Origin of the sequence: Roseateles albus (assembly GCF_028595345.1) — a bacterium.
Taxonomy (GTDB): Bacteria; Pseudomonadota; Gammaproteobacteria; order Burkholderiales; family Burkholderiaceae_C; genus Paucibacter_A; species Paucibacter_A albus.
The window spans coordinates 12,719-37,305 of sequence record NZ_JAQQXT010000001.1 but is presented as its reverse complement, the minus strand read 5'-3'; the positions used below and the strand labels follow the sequence as shown (position 1 = coordinate 37,305).

Annotated in this window: 25 protein-coding genes; 15 read left to right on the top strand and 10 right to left on the bottom strand. The window is 62.7% G+C overall.

Features of this window, described 5'->3' with window-relative positions:
• Positions 1-8: 8 nt before the first annotated feature.
• A complete protein-coding gene (locus PRZ03_RS00185; RefSeq protein WP_273598967.1) occupies positions 9-1,262 on the bottom strand; it encodes a glutamate-5-semialdehyde dehydrogenase in 1,254 nt (417 codons plus the stop codon).
• Between the two features lie 178 nt (positions 1,263-1,440).
• On the opposite strand from PRZ03_RS00185, the gene PRZ03_RS00180 reads away from it, so the two are divergent.
• Positions 1,441-2,307 carry a c-type cytochrome gene (locus PRZ03_RS00180; RefSeq protein ID WP_273598476.1) on the top strand — a complete coding sequence of 289 codons (867 nt, stop codon included), beginning with the start codon at positions 1,441-1,443 and terminating at the stop codon, positions 2,305-2,307.
• 23 nt (positions 2,308-2,330) lie between these two features.
• On the opposite strand, the gene PRZ03_RS00175 is transcribed toward PRZ03_RS00180, so the two are convergent.
• On the bottom strand, positions 2,331-3,614 hold the full coding sequence (locus tag PRZ03_RS00175) for a glycerophosphodiester phosphodiesterase family protein (RefSeq protein ID WP_273598475.1): 1,284 nt from the start codon (positions 3,612-3,614) through the stop codon (positions 2,331-2,333).
• 102 nt (positions 3,615-3,716) lie between these two features.
• Positions 3,717-4,337, bottom strand: coding sequence for a glutathione S-transferase (locus tag PRZ03_RS00170; protein WP_273598474.1), 621 nt, complete (start codon positions 4,335-4,337; stop codon positions 3,717-3,719).
• A 100-nt stretch (positions 4,338-4,437) separates the two neighbouring features.
• Between PRZ03_RS00170 and PRZ03_RS00165 the strand changes: the two genes are divergently transcribed.
• The 3 genes from PRZ03_RS00165 (at position 4,438) to PRZ03_RS00155 (ending at position 7,518) form a co-directional block, all read left to right on the top strand.
• Positions 4,438-6,210: an ABC transporter ATP-binding protein gene (locus tag PRZ03_RS00165; RefSeq protein ID WP_273598473.1), complete on the top strand. Its 1,773-nt coding sequence runs from the start codon at positions 4,438-4,440 to the stop codon at positions 6,208-6,210.
• Complete coding sequence (locus PRZ03_RS00160; protein ID WP_273598472.1) at positions 6,210-7,172, top strand: CE1 family esterase; 963 nt, start codon at positions 6,210-6,212, stop codon at positions 7,170-7,172. The genes PRZ03_RS00165 and PRZ03_RS00160 overlap by 1 nt, the downstream gene beginning before the upstream one ends.
• A 121-nt stretch (positions 7,173-7,293) precedes the next feature.
• Positions 7,294-7,518, top strand: a complete 225-nt coding sequence (locus tag PRZ03_RS00155) for a DUF1161 domain-containing protein (RefSeq protein ID WP_273598471.1) — start codon at positions 7,294-7,296, stop codon at positions 7,516-7,518.
• A 172-nt stretch (positions 7,519-7,690) separates the two neighbouring features.
• Here the strand turns inward: PRZ03_RS00155 and PRZ03_RS00150 are convergent, their stop codons facing one another.
• From PRZ03_RS00150 to PRZ03_RS00140, 3 genes are all read right to left on the bottom strand, one after another.
• The gene (locus PRZ03_RS00150) at positions 7,691-8,677 is read right to left on the bottom strand and encodes a 2-dehydropantoate 2-reductase (RefSeq protein WP_273598470.1); all 987 of its coding nucleotides are present in this window, start codon (positions 8,675-8,677) and stop codon (positions 7,691-7,693) included.
• Between the two features lie 40 nt (positions 8,678-8,717).
• Positions 8,718-9,353, bottom strand: a complete 636-nt coding sequence (locus PRZ03_RS00145; protein ID WP_273598469.1) for a DUF7010 family protein — start codon at positions 9,351-9,353, stop codon at positions 8,718-8,720.
• 121 nt (positions 9,354-9,474) lie between these two features.
• On the bottom strand, positions 9,475-11,085 hold the full coding sequence (locus PRZ03_RS00140) for a BamA/TamA family outer membrane protein (RefSeq protein ID WP_273598468.1): 1,611 nt from the start codon (positions 11,083-11,085) through the stop codon (positions 9,475-9,477).
• 193 nt (positions 11,086-11,278) lie between these two features.
• Here PRZ03_RS00140 and PRZ03_RS00135 point away from each other — a divergent pair, with 193 nt between their 5' ends.
• Positions 11,279-12,487, top strand: coding sequence for a CaiB/BaiF CoA transferase family protein (locus PRZ03_RS00135; RefSeq protein ID WP_338109589.1), 1,209 nt, complete (start codon positions 11,279-11,281; stop codon positions 12,485-12,487).
• A gap of 172 nt (positions 12,488-12,659) precedes the next feature.
• Positions 12,660-12,941 (top strand): HU family DNA-binding protein, encoded by a 282-nt coding sequence (locus PRZ03_RS00130; RefSeq protein ID WP_263532836.1) that lies wholly within the window; start codon positions 12,660-12,662, stop codon positions 12,939-12,941.
• A 56-nt stretch (positions 12,942-12,997) separates the two neighbouring features.
• Here the strand turns inward: PRZ03_RS00130 and PRZ03_RS00125 are convergent, their stop codons facing one another.
• Positions 12,998-13,711 (bottom strand): hypothetical protein, encoded by a 714-nt coding sequence (locus PRZ03_RS00125; protein WP_273598466.1) that lies wholly within the window; start codon positions 13,709-13,711, stop codon positions 12,998-13,000.
• A 263-nt stretch (positions 13,712-13,974) separates the two neighbouring features.
• On the opposite strand from PRZ03_RS00125, the gene PRZ03_RS00120 reads away from it, so the two are divergent.
• The 9 genes from PRZ03_RS00120 to PRZ03_RS00080 all read left to right on the top strand — a co-directional run bounded on the left by PRZ03_RS00120 (position 13,975) and on the right by PRZ03_RS00080 (position 21,941).
• Complete coding sequence (locus tag PRZ03_RS00120; protein WP_273598465.1) at positions 13,975-15,540, top strand: methyl-accepting chemotaxis protein; 1,566 nt, start codon at positions 13,975-13,977, stop codon at positions 15,538-15,540.
• Between the two features lie 54 nt (positions 15,541-15,594).
• Complete coding sequence (locus PRZ03_RS00115; protein ID WP_263532833.1) at positions 15,595-16,491, top strand: DMT family transporter; 897 nt, start codon at positions 15,595-15,597, stop codon at positions 16,489-16,491.
• 84 nt (positions 16,492-16,575) lie between these two features.
• A complete protein-coding gene (locus PRZ03_RS00110) occupies positions 16,576-16,764 on the top strand; it encodes a hypothetical protein (protein WP_273598464.1) in 189 nt (62 codons plus the stop codon).
• 29 nt (positions 16,765-16,793) lie between these two features.
• A complete protein-coding gene (locus tag PRZ03_RS00105; protein WP_273598463.1) occupies positions 16,794-17,225 on the top strand; it encodes a YeeE/YedE family protein in 432 nt (143 codons plus the stop codon).
• A 14-nt stretch (positions 17,226-17,239) separates the two neighbouring features.
• On the top strand, positions 17,240-17,707 hold the full coding sequence (locus PRZ03_RS00100) for a YeeE/YedE family protein (protein ID WP_273598462.1): 468 nt from the start codon (positions 17,240-17,242) through the stop codon (positions 17,705-17,707).
• A 10-nt stretch (positions 17,708-17,717) separates the two neighbouring features.
• On the top strand, positions 17,718-18,062 hold the full coding sequence (locus tag PRZ03_RS00095) for a protein tyrosine phosphatase family protein (protein WP_273598461.1): 345 nt from the start codon (positions 17,718-17,720) through the stop codon (positions 18,060-18,062).
• A gap of 175 nt (positions 18,063-18,237) precedes the next feature.
• Positions 18,238-19,989, top strand: a complete 1,752-nt coding sequence (locus PRZ03_RS00090; RefSeq protein WP_273598460.1) for an AMP-binding protein — start codon at positions 18,238-18,240, stop codon at positions 19,987-19,989.
• A gap of 3 nt (positions 19,990-19,992) precedes the next feature.
• Positions 19,993-20,898: a bile acid:sodium symporter family protein gene (locus PRZ03_RS00085; RefSeq protein WP_273598459.1), complete on the top strand. Its 906-nt coding sequence runs from the start codon at positions 19,993-19,995 to the stop codon at positions 20,896-20,898.
• Positions 20,899-20,996: 98 nt separating this feature from the next.
• Positions 20,997-21,941, top strand: coding sequence for a Gfo/Idh/MocA family protein (locus PRZ03_RS00080; protein WP_273598458.1), 945 nt, complete (start codon positions 20,997-20,999; stop codon positions 21,939-21,941).
• Positions 21,942-21,962: 21 nt separating this feature from the next.
• On the opposite strand, the gene PRZ03_RS00075 is transcribed toward PRZ03_RS00080, so the two are convergent.
• From PRZ03_RS00075 to PRZ03_RS00065, 3 genes are all read right to left on the bottom strand, one after another.
• Positions 21,963-23,357, bottom strand: a complete 1,395-nt coding sequence (locus PRZ03_RS00075; protein WP_273598457.1) for a DUF885 domain-containing protein — start codon at positions 23,355-23,357, stop codon at positions 21,963-21,965.
• 244 nt (positions 23,358-23,601) lie between these two features.
• Positions 23,602-23,922: a DMT family transporter gene (locus PRZ03_RS00070; RefSeq protein WP_273598456.1), complete on the bottom strand. Its 321-nt coding sequence runs from the start codon at positions 23,920-23,922 to the stop codon at positions 23,602-23,604.
• Between the two features lie 2 nt (positions 23,923-23,924).
• Positions 23,925-24,275, bottom strand: a complete 351-nt coding sequence (locus PRZ03_RS00065) for a DMT family transporter (protein ID WP_263532824.1) — start codon at positions 24,273-24,275, stop codon at positions 23,925-23,927.
• Positions 24,276-24,587 lie beyond the last annotated feature (312 nt).

Genomic DNA, 24,587 nt, shown 5'->3' with positions numbered 1-24,587 from the left:
CGATACCCTCAAGCCCGCACCTCGCCCTGACCGAGCACCACCCATTTCAAAGAGGTCAAACCCTCCAAACCGACGGGGCCTCGCGCATGCAGCTTGTCGGTCGAAATGCCGATTTCTGCACCCAGGCCGTACTCGAAACCGTCGGCGAAGCGGGTGCTGGTATTGACCATCACGCTGGCCGAATCGACCTCGCGCAGGAAGCGCATCGCGTGGGCATGGTTGGTCGTCAGGATCGCATCGGTGTGGTGCGAGCCATAGTGGTTGATATGCGCAATCGCCTCGTTCAGGCTGTCGACCACCTTGATGCTGATGATGGGTGCCAGATATTCCTCGCTCCAATCGGCCTCGGTCGCGGCCGTCACCTTGGCGCCGGGCAGGGGGCCAAGCAAGGCCAAGGTGCGCGCGCAGCCGCGCAGCTCCACGCCCTTTTCGGCCAAGACGGCGCCGATATGGGGAAGAAAGTCCGGCGCGCTTTCGGCATGCACCAGCAGCGACTCGGTCGCATTGCAGGGGCTGTACTTTTGCGTCTTGGCGTTGATCACCACCGTCAGCGCCAGGCCGAAGTCGACCTCGGCGTCGACATAAGTGTGGCAATTGCCGTCCAAGTGCTTGATCACCGGCACCTTGGCCTCGGCGCTGATGCGCTCAATCAGGCTTTTGCCGCCGCGCGGAATGATCACATCGACATGCTGAGGGGCCGTGATCAGCATGCCGACGGCGGCGCGGTCGGTGGTGTTGATCAGCTGCACGCCGGTGGGCGGCAGGCCGGCTTCCTTCAAGGCTGCGGCCACCAACTCGGCCAAGGCGAGGTTCGAGTGCAAGGCCTCCGAGCCGCCGCGAAGAATGCAGGCATTGCCGCTCTTGATGGCCAGCGAGGCGGCCTCGATGGTGACGTTGGGGCGGCTCTCGTAAATCATGCCGAACACGCCCAGCGGCACGCGCATCTGACCGACGCTGATGCCGCTGGGGCGGCGCTTCAGGCCGCTGATTTCACCGACCGGATCGGGCATCGCGGCGATCTGTTCGCAGCCCTCGGCGACCGTGGCGATTGCCGCCGGCGTGAGCTTCAGCCGGTCCAGCAGCGGGCCTTTGAGGCCGGCGGCTTTTGCGGCGGCCAGATCCTTGGCGTTGGCGGCCTTCAGCGCCGGGCCGCTAGCGCGCAAGCGGCGAGCCAGCGACAGCAGCGCCTGGTTCTTGGCGGCGGTGGGGGCGGCGGCCATCAAGGCGGCGGCACTGCGGGCGGCGCTGCCGACGCCGTCCATATAGCGGGTCAGGGCGTTCAGATCGGTGCGGGGTGTGTTCATGTTTGGCATTTTCACCGATGGCGCAGCCCTGGCCCGAAACGGCGACGCTCGACAGACGGCAAAGCCGCCGCAATAATCGCCGCCGGCGAATTCATTCTTCAATCCTCGCCCGCTCGGGCTGCGACAGGAGTGCTCTATGCAAAGAAGGTCAACAAGCCTGTTCAGGGCGATTTTGCTGCTGGGCCTTGGGCTCGGGCTGGGCGCCACAGCGGCGCAGGCGCGCGACGCCGCGCTGCTGGAGCGAGGCAAATACCTGATGAATGGCGTTGTCGCCTGCGGCAACTGCCATATGGCCCGAGGCGAGCAGGGCCAGCCCTTGTTCGAGAAGGGTTTGTCGGGCGGCATGGTGTTTGATGAGCCGGTGTTCAAGGCGATGGCGCCCAACATCACCCCCGACCCGGAAACCGGCATCGGCAAATGGACCGACGCGCAATTGGCCAAGGCCATCCGCGAGGGTGTGCGCCCCGACAAAAGCATCATCGGCCCGCCGATGCCAATCGAGATGTACCGGCATATTTCAGACCGGGATCTGGCCGCGCTGATCGCTTACATGAGAGAGCAGCCACCGATCCGCAACACAGTCGCCAAATCGACTTACGCTATTCCGCTGCCTCCGAGCTATGGGCCTGCGCTGGACTCCGTGGCCGCGCCCTCCGTCAAGGACAAAGTGAAGACCGGCGAGTACTTGGTGCGGATCGGGCATTGCATGGAGTGCCACACGCCTCGCAGTCAGCAGGGTCGCCTGGAAATGGACAAGCTGGGCGCGGGCGGCCAGACCTTCAAAGGACCTTGGGGCGAGAGTGTCGCCCGCAATCTAACTTCTCACGCCAACGGACTGAAAGACTGGAGCGACGCCCAGATCGCCAAGGCCGTCCGCGAGGGTGTGGACCGCCAAGGCAAACCCTACAAGCCGCCGATGGCCTATGGCTTCTATCGGTCGATCAAGGACGAGGATATGGCGGCCATGATCGCCTATCTGCGCAGCCTCACCCCGATGCCCTGATCAGGCCGACTGTTTTCGCTGAGTCAATTGGCGCGTTTTTGCCGCCGCGCCAAACTCAACACCCCCACCAAGCCGCCCAACATCAGCGCATAGGTCTGCGGCTCCGGCACGGCCGACAGCGTGGCCACGGCAGCGACGCCTAACAAGGGTTGGTCGGTGAAGAAGCCGTCCATGCCCAGATCGACAAAGGCCTTGATCTGGCCGCTCAGATCGCCATAGGCGGCCGGGTCGGCACTGCTGTCGAACTCATTCGGCAAGAACACGTTCTCCGCGCGGAAGGTCCAGCCATGAACGGCCAGGCCGCGCTGGTGCGCGTTGGCGATCAGCTGCGTCGGCGAGCCCAACTTGCCGCCCACCAGCGGAATCATCAAATTGGTGTTGGAGCCTACGCCATCGGCATAGGTCTTGATGCTGTCCAAACCGGCCGCCGAGGCCAACTCGGCATAGCTGCGACCATCATCAAAAGGGTTGCCGCTGCCATTGAGCAACTGAATGATCTTGATGTCGGTCTTGCTATTGATGTACTCGAGGTTGTGCACCTCGAAGGACTGGATGAACACTGGCGCGTTGTGGTCATTGCCGTAGTTGGCGTGCAGCGTGGCGATCAGCTTGTCCTCCATGCGCTGCAGGCCGTTGGCGTCGGTGAAGTTCTTGAAATAGCTCGGGTGCTTTGTCTCGGGGTAGATGCCGATGACGCGGCCGGTTTCCAGCGTCTTGGCCTTGGCCAGATTGATCACCTCTTGCAGCGTCGGGATCACGAACTGGTTGTTATAGGCGTTATTGCCCAAGCGCAGATCGCGCAGGCGCTCTTGGGCGCGGATGTCGTTGCGGATCTCGGCAGCTGTGAAATCTTCGGCGAACCAGCCGGCCGTTTTCACGCCGTCAACATTCTTGACAGTCAGGCGGTCCGCATACTTGGCCAGTTGCCAGACGTTGGTGCTGCTGTCGGTACGGTTCAGCACCGGTGCGCCGTTCACCATCTTGATGCTGCCATTGGCATTCAGTTCGACGCGGGCCAAGAGAGGCTCGTGACGGGCGATCAACTCGCCGTCTTTGGTCATCACCAGATCGGGCTCAATGTAGTTGGCGCCTTGGGCAATGGCCAGGGCGTAGCCTTCCAGCGTGTGCTCGGGGCGATAGCCAGAGGCGCCGCGATGGCCGATGACGAGGGGAGCAGCACCGCTGAGTGTGTTCCAGACCTTGGCCGGCAGCGGGCTGGGGTCAATTGCAGGAAGAGCCTGAGCGGATGTGGCGGCAGCGGTGGCAGCCAAGGCGCATAGCGCGACGGAGATAGCGTGCATATTCATGTGGAGTCCTGTTTGGAGGAAAGGGTCGCATCAGCATCGCCCAGCCACATGACACGCCAATTAAGCGCCAACATCCGTTCGGATGCGGGCGCCTGGAGGCTCTTACATGCCGAACTTGGCGTAATACGCCGCGACTGCCGGCGTGGCCGCAATCCGCTGCATATGAGCGTTAAGGGCCGGAGCGACCTGTTCGACCAGATCGCGGGGCACATGGTCGAGGCGACCCGAGTTCAGGCCTCGCACATCGATAAACACCTTGATATCCGCCACCGTCAATCGATGGTCGGCAAAGTACTCGCCGCCGTGAGCCAAGAGCTGCTTCTCCAGCCAGCGCAGATAAACCGGCATCGAGCCGTTGACCAAAGCGAGCCGAGCTTGCTTTTGCTCTTCACCCGTCATGCGAAAACTCGGGCCCAGCTTGACCGAGGCCTCTTCGACCACGCACATCACCTCGTCGCAGAGCAGCGCCTGGAAAGGGTCGCTCGGATACAGATTCGCCAGCTTGCCCGCATAACGGATGATCGCGTCGCATTGCGTGACCTGCACGCCGTCCACATGCAAGGTGGGCACCTGGCTCAGCGGTGTGGTCTTGCGCACCTCTTCAAACTCCGGGAAGCTGAAGCGGTAATCCTCAAATGGCACGCCGCCGATATGAAAGGCCAGCCGTGCGGGCTCGGCGCGGCCGCCGTGGAAGTCGAAATAGGTGAGTTTGAGTTGGCTCATGGTGCTGTCCTGAGTAGCAATGAAGGCGAGGCAGCAGATGGTAAGTCAAGCGGGAAAACTCAGTTACGCTGTGTCGCAATGTCCTTCTGACCCCCCTCAAATGCACCCCTTCAAAAAACTGCTTGCCTACGCCCAAGGCCACCGGCGCGATATCCGCCTGGCCACGCTGTACTCCATCCTTAACAAGTTCTTCGACATCCTGCCCGAGGTGCTGATTGGCGCGGCGGTGGACGTGGTGGTGCGCGGCGAGCAGAGCTTTTTGGCCAAGAACATCCTCGTCAACTTCGGCATCACCGACACCTGGCAGCAACTGCTGTTCCTGGGAGGCTTGAACATCGCGGTGTGGATAGGCGAGTCGGGTTTCGAATATTTGCTGGAGCTGAAATGGCGCGGCTTGGCGCAGAACATCCAGCATGAGCTGCGCCTGGACACCTATAGCCATGTGCAAAAACTTGAGTTGAGTTATTTCGAGAATCAGCGCACCGGTGCGCTGATGTCGGTCTTGAACGACGACATCAATCAGCTGGAGCGCTTCTTGAACGGGGGCGCCAACCAGATCATCCAGGTGGTGTGTTCCTCCGTCATGGTCAGCGCGGTGTTCTTTGCCTTGCAGCCGGGCCTGGCAGTGGTGGCGCTGCTGCCGGTGCCGCTGATTCTGTTCGGTACTTTCTGGTTCCAGAAACGCCTGGCGCCGCGTTACGCGGTGGTGCGCGAAGCGGCCGGCGATGTGTCGGCGCGCTTGAACAACAACCTGCTCGGCCTGGCCACCATCAAGGCCTTCGCGACCGAGACGCTGGAGGCCGCCCATATTGGCCAGGCCAGCGACGCCTACCGCGTCGCCAATGCCAGCGCGATCCGGCTCAGCTCGGCGATCACGCCGGTCATACGCATGGGCATTCTGGCCGGCTTCACCGCCACCTTGCTTTACGGCGGCTGGCTCACCATTCATGGCGATTTGGCCGTTGGCGCCTACTCAGTGCTGGTCTTCCTGACCCAGCGCCTGCTCTGGCCAATGACGCGCCTGGCCGAGGTGGCCGATATGTACCAGCGCTCGATGGCAGCCGCCCAACGCGCGCTGGACCTGCTGGCCACACCGATCAAGATTGCTTACGAAGGCGAACATTTCCCGGTCGAACAGGCACGCGGGGGCTTGAGCTTCGAGAACGTCAGCTTTGCCTATGCAGAGCAGCCGACGCTGCAAAACCTGAATCTCGGCATTCCGGCGGGTCAAACGGTGGCCTTTGTCGGCAGCACCGGTTCGGGCAAGTCCACCTTGGTCAAGCTGCTCTTGCGTTTTTACGAGCCGCAGCAGGGCCGCATTCTGTTCGACGGGCGGCCAATTGGCGAGTTGAACCTGCAGGATCTGCGGCGCGCGATCGGCTATGTCGCGCAGGACAGCTTTTTGACCGATGGCACGATCGCCGAGAACATCGCCTACGGCATGGCCCAGGCCAGCGATGCGCGGATCCATGAGGCAGCGCGCCTGTCAGAGAGCCTGGAGTTCATTGAGCGCCTGCCCTTGGGCTTTGCCACCCGCGTTGGCGAGCGCGGGCAAAAGCTCAGCGGCGGCCAGCGTCAGCGCTTGGCGCTGGCCCGCGCTATCTTGAAGAACCCGCCGCTCTTGATCCTGGACGAAGCGACCAGCGCGGTCGACAACGAAACCGAAGCCGCCATTCAACGTTCGCTGAACATCGTCAGCCAAGGTCGCACGACGCTGGTGATCGCGCATCGCTTGTCGACGGTGCGCCAAGCCCATTGCATCCACCTCTTGGAGCATGGACAGATCGTCGAGAGTGGCACGCATGACGAGTTAGTTGCGCAGGGTGGGGCCTATGCGGCACTTTGGCGGCTGCAGACGGGTGAGATGATTTGATGTCATTCGCATCACTACGCAGATTCTTTCTGGGCAGCAGCGTCGTCCATGGCCCGGTAGCCGCGATCAGCAAACACCAGTTGCAGCGCCCCGAAGGCCCGCGCAAATTCCTGCTCGCACGACCCAGCCAAAGCCCGACTGGCCCGCGTCCCTTGGTGATTCTCTTGCACGGCTTCGGCGCCTCGGCCGCGCAGTTGCTGGGCCAAGGCTTCCCACCCTCGCCGCTGGCGCATTGGCTGGAGATTGCCGAGCGTGAGCAATGCCTGGTGGCGGCGCCCGACGGCAGCGGACACAGTTGGAACGATGCCTTTGCCGACGCGCGCGTCAACGCCAAGACCGACGACTGTGGCTTCATCGGCGCCCTGATTGACGAGCTGATTGAAGCCCGTGGCGTCGACGCGGCGCGGGTCTATGTGATGGGCGTGTCCAAGGGCGGCATGATGGCATTTCGCTTGGCAACGGAGCTGGCGCCCAAGCTGGCGGCGTTTTCGGCCGTGCTGGCTTCGATGCCGCTGAACAGCCAATGTGCGCCACCGCAAACGCCGATCTCCGCCCTGTTGATCGCCAGCAGCACCGATCCGCTGGTGCGTTATGGCGGCGGCAGTTTTTTGAAAAACCGGCGTCAGGCCGGCGCCATGCTGGGCATCGAAGCCTCGGCCTTGGTGTGGCGTCAGCTGGCCGGGCTCACGGGCGGTACAGTGTCAGAGGAGTTACCACATCGCCAAGCCAAGGACAAGACGCTCGCTACGCGCTGGATTTGGGGTAAAGATCCGCAACAATTGCAAGTTAGCCTGATTCGAATTGACCGAGGCGGGCACGCCGAACCCAGCCCAACGAGGCGGTACCCGCGCTGGATCAACTGGCTGACCGGCGCGCAGAATGCCGATTTCGAGACGGCCGAGCTAGGGTGGGAGTTCTTCAAGGACAAACGGGCGGCATTTGTCGGTCCGGCGCCCAATTGAACTCAGGGCATACCCGTGCGCGATGTCTGAATGACGGGAACATAATGCCAAAACTGTAGGGTGGCCGCACTTCAAGGACGGCACCCGAACGCAACGTTTCGACCTTGTCTTGGAGATGTGCATGAATAAGTCTTACGCCCTGGCTCTGACCCTGCTGTTCGGTATCGGCGCTGCCCAAGCGGCCAAGCCCTGCGAGGAACTCAAGTCCGAGATTGCCGCCAAGCTCGACGCCAAAGGCGTAAAGGTGTACACGCTTGAGATCGTTGCCAATGACAAGGTTGGAGAGGCGAAGGTCGTAGGCAGCTGCGATGGTGGCAGCAACAAAATCACTTACGAACGTAAGTAGGCTTGGGTTTGGTTCTCAGTCAATCCTGACCCAAACCTTTTATCCCCTTCATCCTGGTTCAAGGCTCCGGGTCGCGTGCTCGCCATTTTGGGGCGTTGCCACGAGCAGAATCAATCGGCGGCTTTTTGCTGAGCGCAGAGCCGCTATTCAGCCAAGAATCAAAGGGGATAGGTCACACCAGCCCCCGCGTCTGCGCCATCAAGCGCGTCAGGCCCAGCATTGCATCGGTATAGGGTGTGGCCAAGCCAATGTGCTGGCCGATCTCGCGCACTGAAGCGACCAGCGCATCCAGTTCAAGCGGGCGGCCGGCTTCGACGTCCTGCAGCATCGAGGTTTTGAAGGCGCCGAGTTTGCGCGTTACTGCATGGCGCTCTTGCGGCGTCTGGCCAACCGCGCAGCCGATGCGCTCACCGATGGCGCTGGCTTCAAGCATCACGGCGGTGACGAAGCCGCGCACCAGCTCGTCATCCAGAATCCGGTCACAGGTGGCGCCCGTCAGCGCCGAGATCGGGTTCATGGTCATATTGCCCCAGAGCTTGTACCAAATGTCTTTTTGGATGCGCTCGGAAACCGTCGCGTTGAAGCCGGCGCGGCTCAGCAGCTCGGCCAGCTTGGTGATATGCGCGGGGCGGCCACCGGCCGGGTCACCGAGGATCAGGCCCATGCCCATCACATGTTTGACCAGGCCGGGCTCTGGGCTTGAGCAACTCGCATGGACGACGCTGCCGATCACGCGCTCAGCCGGAATCGCCGCCGCGATCACGCCGCCCGGGTCGACCGACTGCAGCTGCAGCCCAAGGCAAGGGCCTTCCAGGCCATTGAAGAACCACCAAGGCACGCCGTTCATGCCCACCAAGACCTTCGTCTGCGGGCCCAGCATGGCTTTGACCGCAGGCGCCACGGCAGCCAGCGCCGGGCCTTTGACGGCGATGACGATCAGATCGGGCTGACCCAGGTCTGCGGGCTTGTCGCTGGCGAAAATCGGCACCGCGATGCGCTCGCCGCCGGCCGAATCCATGCGCAAGCCATGCTGGCGCAAGGCGGCCAGCGTGGCGCCACGGGCCAGCGCGCTGAGCTGCACTTCCTGCCCGAGTTTGTGCCCAAGGTGGGCGGCAAACCAGCCGCCGATGGCGCCTGCGCCGACGATGCAAATTTTCATGAGCGTGACTGCCTTTGCGCGGCAGGAAAGAATTTGACGATCAGGCAGTCTCGCATGAAGCCGGCGCCGAGGTTTGCCTCGCAGCTGACAGCGCACTCGCCATGCCGTTCACCCGCCTCCAACGCCGCTCCAGCACCACGATGGTGATGATGTACAGGCCGACGATGAGAGCGGGTATCAGCATAAAGCGCTGCCCGGGGAAGGCGTACCAGGCGGCCACGAGCAGCAGCGTGCGCGCGATTGCGTGGAAGGCGCCTATCCAGTGCTGGATGATCCAGCTGAAGGGCAGCCACATCAGACCGGCCAAAATGCCTACGGTCAAGGGCAGCGACTGATGGTCTTGGCTGGCCCAGGGCAGCGCGATGGCGAACACCGCCAGACTCATCAACATGGCGCTCAAAAACAGCCGGTCAAACTCGTTCTTGTCTTTGTTCCTGGACAGCAGGTTTTCGCCGGTGAAACGGGATAAAAAGACCCCCAGATAGAAGATGGACCCGGTGCCGAAGTACAGCGTCATCACCGCCTGAAAGGGTGTGCCCAGCCAGCCAACCAGACCAATCAAGGCCCAGGCCAAGGTGCCGGCCAGCGGCATGGCGAGGAAGCGCCGGCGGGTGAATTCATCGCGCTGCTGCTCAAGTGAGCGCGGGGCGCTGTGGGCAAGGGAGGGCTGGTTCATGGGTAGGCTCCATTGGTGGCTTGCAATGGCCCTCATCTTGCCGCCGCCATCCCGCTCAAGCCCGGTCTTGGCGACGAATCAACAGCCGCGACGACGAATCGCCAGCCCGCTGGCGCGGCCTTCAGAAACTGGCCTTGGTCTTGACGAGGACTTGCACCTTCTTGATGTCGGCCGACGCGTTCAACGGGAAGGCGAGGTCCACATGCAGCACATTGCTGAAGGCGGCGCGTGCGCTGACGATGCGGGCACCAAAGCCGACGTCAGAGAGCCAACCCGGATTGAGGGTATTGCCAAAGCCGGTGTTGCCACCCCAGGCTCTGCCGGTGTCAAAGAAGGCCGCGCCGCCGATGCGGAACAAGCGCCAGATATAGAGGTCGGTGTAGGAGCGTTCTTCGACGGTGAACAGCGCGCTGCGGCTGCCGCTTTGGTAGCGCAGCGGGTAGCCGCGCAGGCCGTTGTCTCCACCCAGCAGCAAGGCATCGACCGGCTCCGGGTTCGTCTGCACCGCGCCCGACGCCGCCGCATAAAACAGCCAGCGCGGCGACTGCGGCAGGTAATACTGCGCTTGGCCCGCGAGCTGCTGACGCCGAATCTTGCCGTCAGCATATCGCCCGGAGAGCGAGCCCGAGGCGATCAGCGTTTGTTTGGGCGCGGGCTCGAAGCCCCGGCTCAGCGTCGCCGCATAAATCAGCGCCGAGTGGCTGGAGCCCAGGCCGGTGGCGGCGTAGCCGAGTTGGACCGTGGAAGCCAGCCCCAGGGCGAAGAACTCGGGCCGGCCGATCAGGTTCCGATTGAGCTCGCGGTCATAGCGGTCCTCGATCAAGCTGTAGCGCAGAAAGGGTGTGACCAGCTTTTCATTGCTGGGCAGCGGCGTCGGCGCGAGCAAACCGGCCTCTTTGGCATAGCCGTCATCGCGGTAGTTGATGCCCAGCGAGTAACGCTGTACCCAACCGTTCTCCAGGCCTTTGGACCAGCCCGCAAAGACCTCGGCCAGGTCTTGCTTGTGGCGATACTGGCTGGCGATTTCGCCGGCATTGTAGAAAGCGTCGATGCGGTCATCCTTGACCGCCCACACACCCCCCGCCCAGCGCGAATCCAGGGCATAAAAGGGCTGAACGATAGAGGCCGCCTGGCGCCGGCCGTCGCTATTGGACGCCAGGCTGAGCGACACGGCCGTCCAGCTGCCAAAGGTGCGGTCGCTGGAGAATTGCAGCTCATTGCTGCTGCGGTCCACATTGCGGGAATGCCCAAACGACAGCGCCGTGCCGCTGCCCAGCAGGTTGTACTCCTTGAGCTGTATGCCGGCGGAATTAGCGCCGCCCGAACGGCCCACGCTGATCCCGGGGTCGAGCGACCAGGTGTCGCGCGTCACCACCTCGATGTCGACCACGCCGTCGTGATAAGCCACAGGGCGCATTTGCACATCATAGAGATAGCGCTTGCTGCGCAGCAGCCGCTCGGTCTCTTCGATCAAGCGCAGCGACAAGCGCTCACCCGTTTTGAACAACAGCGAGCGCCGGATGACCTCGGGCCGGGTCTGGATATGCAGCGCATTGGCCCAGCGGAAGAGCAGCTTGTCTTCATCCGGGTCACGTGTGTCAAAAATGTCCTCGGCCGACACGCGGATTTCGCCGATGGTGGCGCCAGCGGCTTCCAGCTCGGCAAAGCTGGGCAGCGACGCCTGCGCGCTACCTTGCGCATTCGCCAAGCCGTTCAAACTGGCAAGCAGCATCAGGCAGCTGCATGCAAGAGTGAGCCTGCAAAACAAGCCGGCTGTTCGGCGATAGAAGGCCGCTCGCAGATGCATGATTCGTTTTCCCCCTCAGCCTTGGTCGGCTTGTGCTGGATGCTAAGCCCTTTCCCGCGCCGGATGCTTGATAGGGAGCAAGTGCGAGAGCTACGGGATACTTCAGGCCATGAACGAAATGCCAGCTCCAACCCTGCCTCAAGGCAACACCTTGCCCCTCGCCGGCCTGCGCGTGATCGAGTTCACCCATATGGTGATGGGCCCGACCTGCGGCATGGTGCTGGCCGATCTGGGCGCCGAGGTGATCAAAATCGAGCCGCTAGAGGGCGACAGCACACGCCGCCTGCTCGGCGCAGGGGCTGGCTTTTACCCGCTCTTCAACCGCAACAAGCTCAGCCTCAGCCTGGATGTCAAGAACCCACGCGGGCTTGAGATCGTGCTCAAGCTGCTGCACGGCGCCGATGTCTTCAGCGAGAACTTCAAGAGCGGCGCGATGGACCGGCTGGGCCTGGGCTTTGAGGCCTTGAGCCGGCTCAACGAGCGGCTGATCTATGTCTCGCACAAGGGCTTTTTGCCCGGCCCCTATGAGCACCGCACCGCACTCGACGAGGTGGTGCAGATGATGGGCGGCCTGGCGTATATGACAGGCCGGCCTGGCGACCCGCTGCGCGCCGGCAGCAGCGTCAACGACATCATGGGCGGCATGTTCGGGGCCATCGGCGTGCTGGCGGCGCTACAGCAGCGCCACAGCACGGGGCGCGGCCAGCTGGTGCAGGCCAGCTTGTTCGAGAACAATATCTTTCTGGTCGCGCAGCACATGATGCAGTTCGCCGTCACCGGCAAACCGCCGGCACCGATGCCCGAGCGCATCTCGCCCTGGGGCATTTACGACGTCTTCGCTGTGGCCGGGGGTGAACAGATATTCCTGGCCGTGGTCAGCGACACGCAATGGGCCATCTTCTGCCAAGCCTTCGGCATGAGCGACCTGCAATCCGACGCACGCCTGGCCAGCAACAATCTGCGCGTGCAGGCCCGCGCATGGATGATGCCCGAGCTGCGTCGGCGCCTGCAGGCCCGCACAGCGGCCGAGATTGCCGGCGTCTTCGAGGCCGCCGGCCTGCCCTTTGCGCCCATCACCAAGCCAGAGCAACTGATGGACGACCCGCATTTGCTGGCGACCGGCGGCTTGGCACCGATGACGCTACCGGACGGCCGCGAAACCCGCGTGCCACTGCTGCCCTTGAGTTTGAACGGCGAGCGCCTGGATCTGCGTCTGAGCCCGCCGAGGCTTGGCGAGCATAACCATCAATTGCTGCGGCAGCTGGGCTATGGCGAAGATGAAATCGCTGCGCTGCTGGCCGAGGGCGTGGTCGGCATGAGCGAATGATGCTGGGCGATCGGCGGCTGATAAAGTTGTTGGCTGAATTTGAAGTCGAATTCGACCGGCTTTTCAAAAATCGGCCCGGCCCCGCGGCTTGATTTTCGAGCGCTCCGGCCAGAAGGCTGATAATCGCGGCCCCGTCACCGGGATTTTCTTATTTGCACCCACTGGATATCTGATGAACAAAAGCGAACTGATCGAAAGCATTGCCACCAAGACTGGCGCCACCCGTGCTGCCGCAACGGCCAGTTTGGACGCTGCGCTGAGCGCTATCACCGAAGCGCTGGCCGCTGGTGATTCGGTTGCCATCCTCGGCTTCGGCAACTTCAAGGTCAGCGAGCGCGCTGCCCGCACCGGCAAGAACCCCGCCACCGGCGAGGCGCTGGAAATCGCCGCCGCAACCGTTGCCAAGTTCACACCCGGCAAGGCCCTCAAGGATGCCGTGAACGCCAAGAAGTAAAAGCTGCAAGCCTTCGGGCTGCCGTCAAGAATAGGCGCCGTCCGCGTGACGAGCGCCTATTTTTTTGCCTGCAACAAGGCCTTCGCTGCGTCGATGCGCAGCGCCATTGCGACCGAGGGGTCGTTCATGACCTGGGCCAAGAAGCGCTCGGGGTCCATATTGGCTGCGTCGTTTGAGGCAGCGCTGGAGGCCATCGGGGTGACTGGGCTGATAGGGGTGAGCCTTGCCACGCCGAGCTTGGCCAGCGCTGTGGCCAGATCTTTGGACTGGATGCTCTGCAGACGGCACAGCAGATCCGCCTGGCCCTCACGGCTGGGCGGGATGTCCAGCCAGGGCTCGGCGGTGAACACCGGCGCGAGGTCGGGGGCCACGAAGGCAGACCAATGATCCTCTTGCTCGTCGGTCGGCCGGGGCGGCAAGTTGGAAAAAGCGGGCGTAGCAATCCCGACGCGGTCCTGGGCCACATCGCCCAGGTAGCGCGCCTGCAAGGCCTGCGCAAAGCCCAATGCCTGCGGCTGCGCCAGCGGCTCGGCCAGGGAGAAGTACAGCTGATAGCCATCGACACCCGATACGGCGATGGCCGGCGCCGGCAGATCCAGATCGGCCTGCACGCCGCGCCAAACCCGGGCGATCAGCGTCCAGTCGGCCGGACTCGCCAAGGACAGCACGACGACGCGCACCGGCGCGCCATGCGCCGCCAAGCCCTGGCCCGCAGACTGGGCCGTCGGCGCAGCATAAAGTCGTTGCAGCTCGGATTGGAGTCGGGGCATGGGGCGCTGAAATGGGGTAGGCTGATCGAAGGCCAGACTCTACTCGACCCGCGCCCAAGCCCAAGCCAAGGCCCAAGCAGCCCGGGGCGGGGCGGGGCGGAGCGGGAAAAGCATGGCAAAGCACCGCCTGTTCGCCGGCGACGTCGGGCCGGTCACGACTCATACTCGAAGACTTTGACGCTCGCGCATCCAGGCGCGGCCGCGCCGCATTGCTGCGGCTCGGGTTTGACGTCGGCTTTTGGACTTGCCCCGGGGATTTTTTGATGTTCAAGCAACTCGATGTGAAGGCCCAACTGAGCTTGGGCTTTGGCTTGGTCGTGGGCCTGTTTGTGGCGGCCCTGCTGGGCGTGGGGCTGATGGTGGCCACGCTGTCGGACGGCGTTCATGCCATCAGCGAGAAGTCGCTGCCGCGCGCCCTGATGGTGGACGAGATGAATCTCGCCCGCTCGGATGTGCAGCAGTTCTTGACCGATGTGGCCGCCACCCATGACGAGGCCGGCTACAAGGACGCGGAGAACTCGGCGCAACTGTTTCGCAAGAACGTGGCCGAGTTTCGTCGTCAATTCCAGGCCGAGAAGGATGTCGCCAAGCTGCAGGAGTTGGAGGCCTTGAGCGCCAGCTTCGAGACCTTTGCCAGCGGCGGCAAGCTGATGGCGCAGGCCTATCTCAGCCAAGGGATGGAGGCCGGCAATCTGTTGATGAAGGGCTCGCCCGACAAACCCGGCTTCGACAAGCTCAGCGAAACGCTGGGTGAGCGGCTGGAGAAATTCCGTGCGGCCGAGGTCGAAGCGGCCAAGGCCAGCGCCAAGGAGGCCGACCAGCTCAGCAAAAAGATTCGCATGCTGCTGCTGTTCGGGGGGCTGGCGGCCGCCATCGCGGCCGTCGTGATCAGCTCGCTGATCGTGCGCTTGCTGCTGCGCCAACTGGGTGGCGAGCCGCGCATCGCGGTGCGCCTGGCTCAACGGGTGGGTTCGGGTAATTTGTGCAGCAAGATCATCGTCGAGGCCGGCGACAGCAGCAGCCTGCTGGCTCAGCTCAAGCATATGCAGACCGGCCTGGTCTCGGTCGTTGCAACGGTGCGGCGCGAGTCGGCCGGCGTGGCCGAGGCCAGCGCCGAGATTTCGGACGGCAATAACGAAATGTCGGACCGCACGGTCAGCCATGCCAATGCCTTGGAAGAAGCAGCCGCGTCGATGGATCAGCTGAACGTCACCGTCAAGCAAAACGTCGACGGCGCCCGCGAGGCGCAAGCGCTGGCATCCTCCGCCTCCCAGGTGGCCCAGCGCGGGGGTGAACTGGTGTCGCAGTTCGTCGGCACCATGCAGGGCATCAATGAAGCCTCACGCAAGATCGGCGACATCATCGGCGTCATCGACAGCATCGCCTTTCAGACCAATATCCTGGCACTGAATGCCGCCGTCGAGGCGGCCCGGGCCGGCGAGCAGGGGCGCGGCTTTGCCGTCGTGGCCAGCGAGGTGCGCAGCTTGGCGGGCCGCTCGGCCGAAGCCGCGCGCGAAATCAAGGCGCTGATCAACACCAGTGTCGAGCGGGTCGAGCAGGGCTCGTCCCTGGTCGATCAGGCCGCCGCCACGATGAGTGAAGTGGTGCACAGCATCCAGGCGGTGTCCAGCATCATGACCAATATCAACAGCGCCAGCGCCGAACAAAGCGGCAGCGTCGCGCAAATGACCGCTGCTATCCACCATATGGAGAACGTGACGCAGCAAAACGTCGCCATGGTCGAAGAGATGGCGGCCTCGGCCAGCACCTTGAGGGCCAAGGCGCAAGAGCTGTTTCAGACCGTGCAGGGCTTCAAGCTGGCCGAGTAGGCGCTTCTGACCCGCTGGCCGGGGCCTGTGCGGTCTCGGGCCATACTGCAGGCCATGCATTCGACCCACTCGCAGCAGCCTGCGCATCCCCAGCTCCAACAGCTCTACCCCCTGCTCTTTGTCGGGCTCTGGAGCACCGGCTTTATCGGTGCCAAATACGGCCTGCCGGATGCCGAGCCGCTGACCTTTCTGAGCCTGCGCTACGCCATCGTGCTGGCCTTGATGGGCGCGGTCGCCTTGCTCAGCAAAGCGGCTTGGCCGAAGCGCGCGCGGGACTATCTGCACATCGGCGTATCCGGCTTGCTGGTGCACGGCCTGTATTTGGGCGGTGTGTTCACCGCCATCGGCCACGGCTTGCCGGCCGGCGTCACCGCGCTGGTGGTGGGCTTGCAGCCGGTGTTGACCGCGCTGGGCGCGGGCGTCTTGCTGGGCGAGCGGGTCCGCGCCGGGCAATGGCTGGGTTTGGCCTTCGGCTTTGTCGGCGTCAGCCTGGTGGTGGCGCACAAGCTGGCCGCTGGCACCGGCGGCGGATTGCTGCTTGGGCAATTGGCGCCGGCGCTGTTGGCACTGCTGGGCATCACCGCCGGCACGCTCTATCAGAAGCGCTATTGCCCCGCCTTTGATTTGCGCAGCGGCTCGGTGATCCAGTTTTTGCCCTGTCTGGCCCTGACCCTGCTCGCCGCCAGCCTGAGCGAAACCATGCAGGTGCGCTGGACGGGGCAATTCGCGTTTGCGCTGGGCTGGCTGGTGCTGGTCTTGTCCTTGGGTGCGGTGAGCCTGCTGAATCTGCTGATCCGGCGCGGCAGCGCTGTCAATGTGGCCAGCCTTTTCTACCTGGTGCCGCCCACCACGGCGCTTCTCGCCTGGGCGATATTCGGTGAAACGCTGACCGGCCTGGCGCTGCTGGGCATGGGCTTGGCGGTGTTCGGCGTTTGGCTGGCGCGGCGCTGAGGGCGGCTCAACCTTCCATGAGCAGCAGCCCCGGTCAACAGCGCAAGACCCACGCCGGGGCCAGCCGCCGAAGCTTGCCGGTTGATGAAAATGCGGTCCAATCCAGACCGTTTGTTGCTGCTGTGCCAGCTCAGCCAAGTCAAAAAGTGCGTTAGCCAGTTGGAAGAGTTGTTCAGCACCCGGCGCGCAGGCAAGAATATCTATTGCGGCATGAACAGCCCGCAGACCATGGCCGTGATGGGCGTTTTGTACCCCAGGTACTGCGGCGAATAATTAGCAAGCATTGAGGAGTCAGCCACATCATGCAAATCGATTGGACACATTTCACGCCCTGGGCCTCGCTGGCCGGTGGCGTTCTGCTGGGCCTGGCGGCCAGCGCCTTCATTTTGATCAACGGGCGCATTCTTGGCATCAGCGGCATCCTCGGCGGCCTGCTGCGCCCGCGCAGCGGCGACGCCGCTTGGCGCATCGCCTTCTTGCTGGGCATGTTGACCGCGCCGGCGCTGTACTACCTGGTGGGCGGCCCGGTGCTGGCCACGGTCGACACGGGCTGGGGCACGGTGATTGCGGCCGGCTTGTTGGTCGGCGTAGGCACCCGCTACGGCTCGGGCTGCACCAGCGGCCACGGCGTGTGCGGACTATCGAGCCTGTCACCGCGCTCGCTGATAGCCACCTTGGCCTTTATGGGCGCGGGCTTCGCCGTCGTGTTTTTCGTTCGCCACCTCTTGGCTTGAACAAGGAGCAGCGCATGAACAAGCAAAGCCACCCGGCGTTTCACCATCATCGCCTGTCCGAATTTGGCGTCGGCCTGCTTTTCGGCCTGGGCCTGATCTTGGCGGGCATGACCGACCCCAGCAAGGTGCTGGGCTTTCTGGACTTGGCCGGCCAGTGGGACCCCTCGCTCGCCTTCGTGATGGGCGGCGCGATCTTGGTCAGCCTGGGCGCGTTTGCGCTGGCAAAAAAGCGCAGTCAGAGCTTTCTGGGCGGCGCCATGCATCTGCCGACCAGCCGTGACATCGACCGCCGCCTGATCACCGGCAGCCTCTTGTTCGGCGCCGGTTGGGGCTTGGCCGGCTTTTGCCCGGGGCCGGCCATCGTGTCGGTCGCCACCGGCAACCCCAAGGCCATCGTCTTTGTTTTGGCTATGCTGGCGGGCATGGCCGTTTTCGAGATCGCCGAGAATCGCGTCAAGACAAGCCCCATCAAACAGAGTTAACAACGCCACCATGAGCATCCCCGTTCGTTCCGTCACGCCCGAGTTTTATGTCGCGGCCCAGTTGGCACCGACCGACATGGCCGCAGCCGCCGCCATGGGCTTCAAGACCGTCATCAACAACCGCCCGGATCTGGAAGGCGGCTCCGAGCAGCCGCTCAGCACCAGCATGCAAGCCGCCGCGCAAGCCGCCGGCCTCAGCTACGTCTATCTGCCGGTTGTCGGCGGCGCCATCACCGCAGAGCAAGCCGCCAGCATGAAGCAAACGCTCGACGCCGCACAGCCACCAATCTTGGCCTTTTGCCGCTCCGGCGCGCGCTCCACACAGTTGTTCATGCTGGCTCAGCAACACGGCTGAGCGCTTTAGCTCTGATTGATTTTTAGGAGCTAAAGCTCTTAAAGGTCCTTATTTCTCGAAGCCATCCTCAGGCCCAGCGGCCTGTATCCGGTGATCCTCGGGCGCTACGGTTGCAAGCTTGGCGCTCAGCGTGAGCCGCCGGCTTGCAGCCTCGCTGCGCAAAGGATGACATCGAATGGATCAGGCGAGCACAGAAGCCTCAAGGCCTTGGTTGGCGCAGTACGGCACGGCAGTGCCGGCGATCTTGCCGACGCCCGAACACAAAAGCCTGGCGGCTCTGGCCAGAACGGTTGCGAAACGCTTCGCCGATCAGACCGCCTTCACCACAGTCATGCCCAACGGCATGTTTGGCTCGCTCAGCTATGCCCAGGTGGACGAGATGAGCGACGCCTTCGCGGCCTATCTGCGCGCCACGCTCAAGCTCGATGCCGGCGACCGCGTCGCGGTGCAACTGCCCAATGGCTTGGCCTACCCGGTCGTGCTGCTGGGCATCTTGAAGGCCGGCTGTGTGGCGGTGAACACCAATCCGCTCTACACCCCGCATGAAATGGCCCATCAGTTCAAGGACAGCGGGGTCAAGGCGGTGGTTATCGTCGATATGTTCGCCGACAAGTTGGAGCAAGTGCTGCCGCTGTGCCCGGCCATCAAGAGCGTGGTGTTGACGCGGGTCAGCGAGTTCTTCCCGGCGCTGGTGGGCGGCATCGTTCATGCGGTGATGAAGCATTGGAACAAGCTGATCCCGGCGCACCGCTTGACGGTAACCCATCTGCCCGAGGCGCTGGACTTGGGCCGCGCCCAGCAAGTGGACGTACAGAGTTATGCCAGCGGCTTGAACCATGACAGCTTGGCGCTGCTGCAATACACCGGCGGCACCACCGGGCTGGCCAAGGGCGCGATGCTCAGCCATGGCAACTTGCTCTGGAATATGGCGCAGATGCGGGCGATGTGCGCCAGCCATGTCGAAGACGGCCGCGAGGTCGTGCTGACCGCGCTGCCGCTGTATCACATCTTCGCTTTCACGGTGAACTACCTGTGCATGTTCGAGGCCGGCGCTCGCAACATCCTGGTGCCCAACCCGCGCCCGGTGCAGAACCTGCAGCGCGCGTTCGAGAACTACCCCATCACCTGGATGACGGGCGTGAACACGCTCTACAACGCCTTGCTGAACGAAGAATGGTTCACCGCCTACCCGCCCAAGCATTTGAAAGCCGCCGGCGGCGGCGGCGCGGCCATGCACCATGCGGTGGTGACGCGCTTTGAGGCCGTCACCGGCGCACCGCTGGTGGAAGGCTACGGCCTGACGGAAGCCAGCCCGGTGGTCTGCTTTCAGCTGCTCAACGCACAGCGCCAGCGCGACAGCATTGGCGTGCCTGCCCCGATGACCGAGCTGCGCTTGCTCGATGACGAGGGCGCCGAGGTCGCAACCGGGGCGCCCGGTGAGCTGTGGCTGCGAGGCCCGCAAGTCATGCAAGGCTATTGGCAGCAGCCGGCGGAGACGGCGGCCGTCTTGCGAGATGGCTGGCTGCGTACCGGCGATGTGGCGGTGATGGACGCGCAGGGCACCTTCAAAATCGTCGACCGCAAGAAAGACATGATCTTGGTCAACGGCTTCAATGTCTATCCGAATGAGATCGAGGAGGCCTTGTCGGCCCACCCGCAGATATTGGAGGCGGCGGTGATCGGCGTGCCGGATGCGAAAACCGGCGAGGCGGTCTTGGCCGTCGTCGTGCGCTTGGATGACAGCCTGAGCGAACAAGCCGTGCTGGCCCATTGCCGCAGCTTGCTGACGGCCTACAAACTGCCGGCGCGGGTCGAGTTCAGGCGCGAGTTACCCAAGACGGCGGTCGGCAAGATCTTGCGGCGCGAACTGCGCCCCGCCGCCGCGCTCGCACCATCTGCCCCAACGTCCACCAAATCAGGAATCTGAGTCATGTTGACCGACACCGAAACCCGCCTCTTGGGCGTGATGATGATGGTCATCATGCTGGGCATGGGCGCCAGCCTGACCTTCAAAGACTTCGCCATCGCCTTGCGCAAACCGGCGGGCGTGGGTATTGGCCTGATCACCACCTATGTGCTGACACCGATGGTCGGCTATTTGCTGGCGACCGCGCTGAAGTTGCCGCCCGCCTATGCCGTGGGCCTGATTCTGATGGCCTGTCTGCCCGGCGGCACCACCAGCAATATCTTCAATTACTTCAGCAAGGGCGTGTTGAGCTTGTCTATCCTGATGACCATCGTCTCCACGCTGTTTGCGGTGTTGTTGGTGCCCTTGGCGCTGAAGCTGTTTTCATCCGGCATCGAAGGCGAATGGCAAATTCCGCCGGGCAATGTGGCGCAGGTGCTGGTGGTGCTGCTGGTGCCCACCGTGATCGGCATGCTCTTGCGCAAATGGAATGCCAATGTGGGCGCGGTGCTTGAGATGCTCGGCGGGCTGCTGGGTATCGTGGTGATTGTGTTTTTGATCGTCAGTTGGGTGCCGCGCAATTTCGGCCTGCTGGCCACGACGCCGGCCGAGGTCTATATCGGCGCCATCGGCCTGGGGCTGGTCGGCTTTCTGGTCGGCTATGCCTTTGCCCGCCTTGTGCGCCAAGACAAGCGCCGCAGTCGCACGATTGCCTTGGAAACCGGCATCCAGAACGGGCCTTTGGGCGTGCTGATCGTGCTGCTTACCTTTGAAGGCACACGCCAGCAAGAGGTGCTGCTGATCCCGGTGCTGTACTCGCTCTTCATCGTGCTGACCAGCTCCGTAGTCACGATCTGGTTTCGCCGCATCACGCTGCGCGAGGAGGAGGCCCGCGACAATGCCAAGATTGGCGCTGTGACAGCAGCTTGAATCAGCGGCCGCGGGGAGCAGAAATTGGGGTCAGGTTCATTTTCTCCACGGGCAAGATAAATGAACCTGACCCCAATTAAGAAGATGGAGCGCAAGCGATGCGAATTGCCGTGATCGGCCTGGGCGATATTGCCCAAAAAGCCTACCTACCACTGCTGAGCCGGCGCAGCGATATCGAACTGATTTTGTGCTCACGCAACGCACAGACGCTGCGGTCGCTGGGTCAGCAATACCGGATCGAACATCTGGCCAGCAGCCTTGAAGACTTGGCACGCTTGACACCTCAGGTCGCCTTTGTACACACCGCTACTGCTGCCCATGTCGAGGTGGCGAGCGCGCTGCTAGAGATGGGTGTGGATGTCTATCTGGACAAGCCGATCGCCTATGAGCTGGCCGCCGCCGAGCGCCTGGTGGCGTTAGCGCGGGCGCGCGGACGGCTCTTGATGCTGGGCTTCAACCGGCGCTGCGCGCCGCTTTACCGGACCTTGGCCGAGCAGCCAGATCCGCATTTGGCGCTGCTGCAAAAGCACCGCGTCGGTCAGCCCGCCGGCATTCGCGAGTTTGTCTTTGATGACTTCATCCATGTCGTCGACACCTTGCGTTGGCTGGCACCGTCAGAGCCCACGGCGCTGGCTGTCGCTGCGCGCGTTGAGACGGGTAAAAGGGCGGGTTTGCTGGCGCATGTCAGCGTGCAGTTCAAAGCCGGCAGCTTCACCGGCCTAGGCCTGATGAACCGCGACAGCGGTGCCAGCGAAGAATGCCTGGAGCTGATGGCTGCGGGCAGCAAATGGCGGGTCGAGAACCTGAATCAAGCCAGCGAGCACCGCCAAGGCCGCGAGCAGCGGCATGGCTTTGAGGACTGGACGCCGGTGCTAAGGCGACGCGGTTTCGAGGCCATCATCGAGCAGTTTTTGGCGGCCGTGCGGGCACCCGAAGTGGATCACCGCTGGGCAGAAGACGCGCTGCTGACGCACCGGCTGTGCGAGCAGATTGTGCTGGCGATCGAGCAACAGCAACAGACACAAGCCGTCCCGCCGGCTTGATTCGGCGCAGGCGCTGCGTGTTCATTGCGCCAAGCTTGGTGCCGGCTTGGACCCGGCGGTTTGCGCGGCACCCTCCACCATCTCAGCCAGCAGCGCCAGCGGCAGCGGGCCGTGCTTGAGCACCTTGTCGTGGAAGACGCGGATGTCGAATGCCGGCCCTTCGCGCAGACGGGCGGCTTCGCGCAGCTGGCGCAGCATCACCGCACCTTGCTTGTAGGTGATGGCCTGCACTGGCCAGTTGCGCACCCGGGTGATCTCGCGCTCGGCCAAAGCGGGCAACATCGGCAGCTGGCTTTGCCAAAACTCATGCGCCTGCGCCTCGCTCCAATCGAAATAGTTGATGCCCACATCCAACACCACCCGGATTGAGCGCACCAGGTCCCACTCGACCGCACCCAGGGCGTCTGAGTCCTGCTGATACAGGCCCAGCTCGCGGCCGAACTCTTCGACATAAGCGCCCCAGCCCTCGGCATAGGCCGAATAGAAGCCATGCGGCAAACCCGTTGGGCAGCCACGCTGCTCCAGCGCATAACGGCTTTGATAGTGGTGGCCGGGCGTGCTCTCATGCAAGAGCAACCAGTCGATATTGCGGCGCCCGTATGTGGCCTGCGCGCGATTGAAATAGAAGGTGCTCTCATCCGGCTCGTAATAGCCGTCCACCGGCAAAGCGCTGCCCAAATCAGAGCGGCGGATTTGCGGCGGCGCAATCGCGGTCGGCACAAAGAGTTTGTGCATGTGTTGATAGACGATGGCTTGCCGCGCCTCATAGTCGGCCTGCGGCGTCTGGTCCGGCGGGTAGCTGAACGCGGGGCCGGCCAAGTAGTCCACAAAAGCCTGGTCGCGGCCGGCATAGCCCATCCGCGCTTGCAGCGCCCTGTAGCGTCCCAAAGCCCGTTCCAGCTCGCTGCGACCCATCGCCATCAGCGCCTCGGGCGAGCTGTCCATGGTCAGCCAGGCTTGGCGCAAGAAGGCATACCAGTCCTTGCCCAAGCTGGTCTTGGCCAAGCCCTGATCGGAGAGAACCGCCCGCTCGCCCAGCGCCAGATAGGACCGCAGAAGCGCCAGCTTTTGCTGCTGCAAGGCCAACTCATAAGCAATCTGGCGCAGCTGCAAACGCTGGCAGCTACTGCCGGCGGCCGGATCAAGGGCTTGCAGCTGATGGCTCAATTCATCGAACAGCGCTTGCTGGCGCGGTACATCACTGCTCTGCACGATGTGCTGGATGTTCTGGATGTAAGACAGTGCCATCTCGCCGCCCAAGCCCAGCTCGGTATAGGTCTTGCTGTAACGGGCGATGAATTGTTCGACGGCACTTGCGGCCGCCATGGCAGGCGCGGCCGTGCTCGCTTGGGCCCATGATGCGCCCGAGGGGGCGCTCAGAAAAAGCGCGGCAAGCCAGGAAGCAAGCAGTTTCATATATTGCGCAGAGGGAGGGGAAATGGAACGGGGTCGGGGAGAGCCGCAGCCTGCTCAAACGCTTCCGCGGCATCTTGCCAAGTTGGGCCCATCCCCCGCAAGTCCCATTCGGCACCCCACATCAGCCTGCGCCTCTACCTTGACTTGGCTCGCCTTGCCTTGCCCACATGGCCCCCAACCAGCCCGGTGGCATGACCATTTATCTGGACGGCAGCTTGCCGGCGCATTGGGTGATGCCTGCTTATTAGACCAAGGTCAAAATCAGCACCGCCGCAATGACGAGCGCAATGCCCAGCCAAGCAATTGGCTTGAGTCGGTGGCCGAAGAGCAGTCGCCCGCAGATGGCCGTACCCAGAATGCCGACAGAGCCCCACATCGCATAGGCCACAGCGAGGTCGATGCTCTTGATGGCTTGGCTCAGCATCAAGAACGCCAACCAAAGCATGGCAATGGCGCCGAAACCCCAAGCACGGTTTTTGAAACCATTGGATTTCTCCAACATCATATTGGCGGCAATATCACTGCAGGCCGAACCCATAATGAAAATAATTGGCATCGTCTGCATGTTCAAGACTCCTCGCCGAGTGCTACGCACACGATGCCCATCATGACGAGCCCAAGTCCAAGCATCTCGCTGTGCGACAACTCTTCCTTGAACACCAACACACTCACCAGCGAAAGCGAGGCGAGTCCGACACCTTCCCACACCGCATAAGCAATGCCGATCGAGATTTGTCCAATCGCTTGCGAGAGCAAGTAATAGGACGCCGCCAAGGCCGCGGCCATCAACAAATAGCCTTGAAAACTGTCACCGCGCGACGCATTCGCCATGAAAGTGGTGCCGGCCACTTCGGCAGCAATGGCTGAAAAAAGAAACAACCAAGCAACAACCAAATTCCTACTATTAAAACTAAACATAAATTCACCTATAGTATATTCCTTTTGATAAAATACAGCATCATTCTATCACATGGCATTAACTTTGTAAAATAAGTGATTTTATTGATAAATCAATATGGCAGATTTTTAAAACAAAACTGCCTGCCAAGTCATGGTTTTCAATGAAAACATGAACTTGCTCGCGCGTGTTTTTTTGGCCCCACTTCAAACTCATTGCGTGAAACCGACCCCCGCCTGAACAAACGTTTTGGCCCGTGCACGGCGTCTCACTTTGATACCGGCCCGCATGGGCTGATGGGTGTTGCCGGAGCTGCTTGTGTCCCGCTGCCT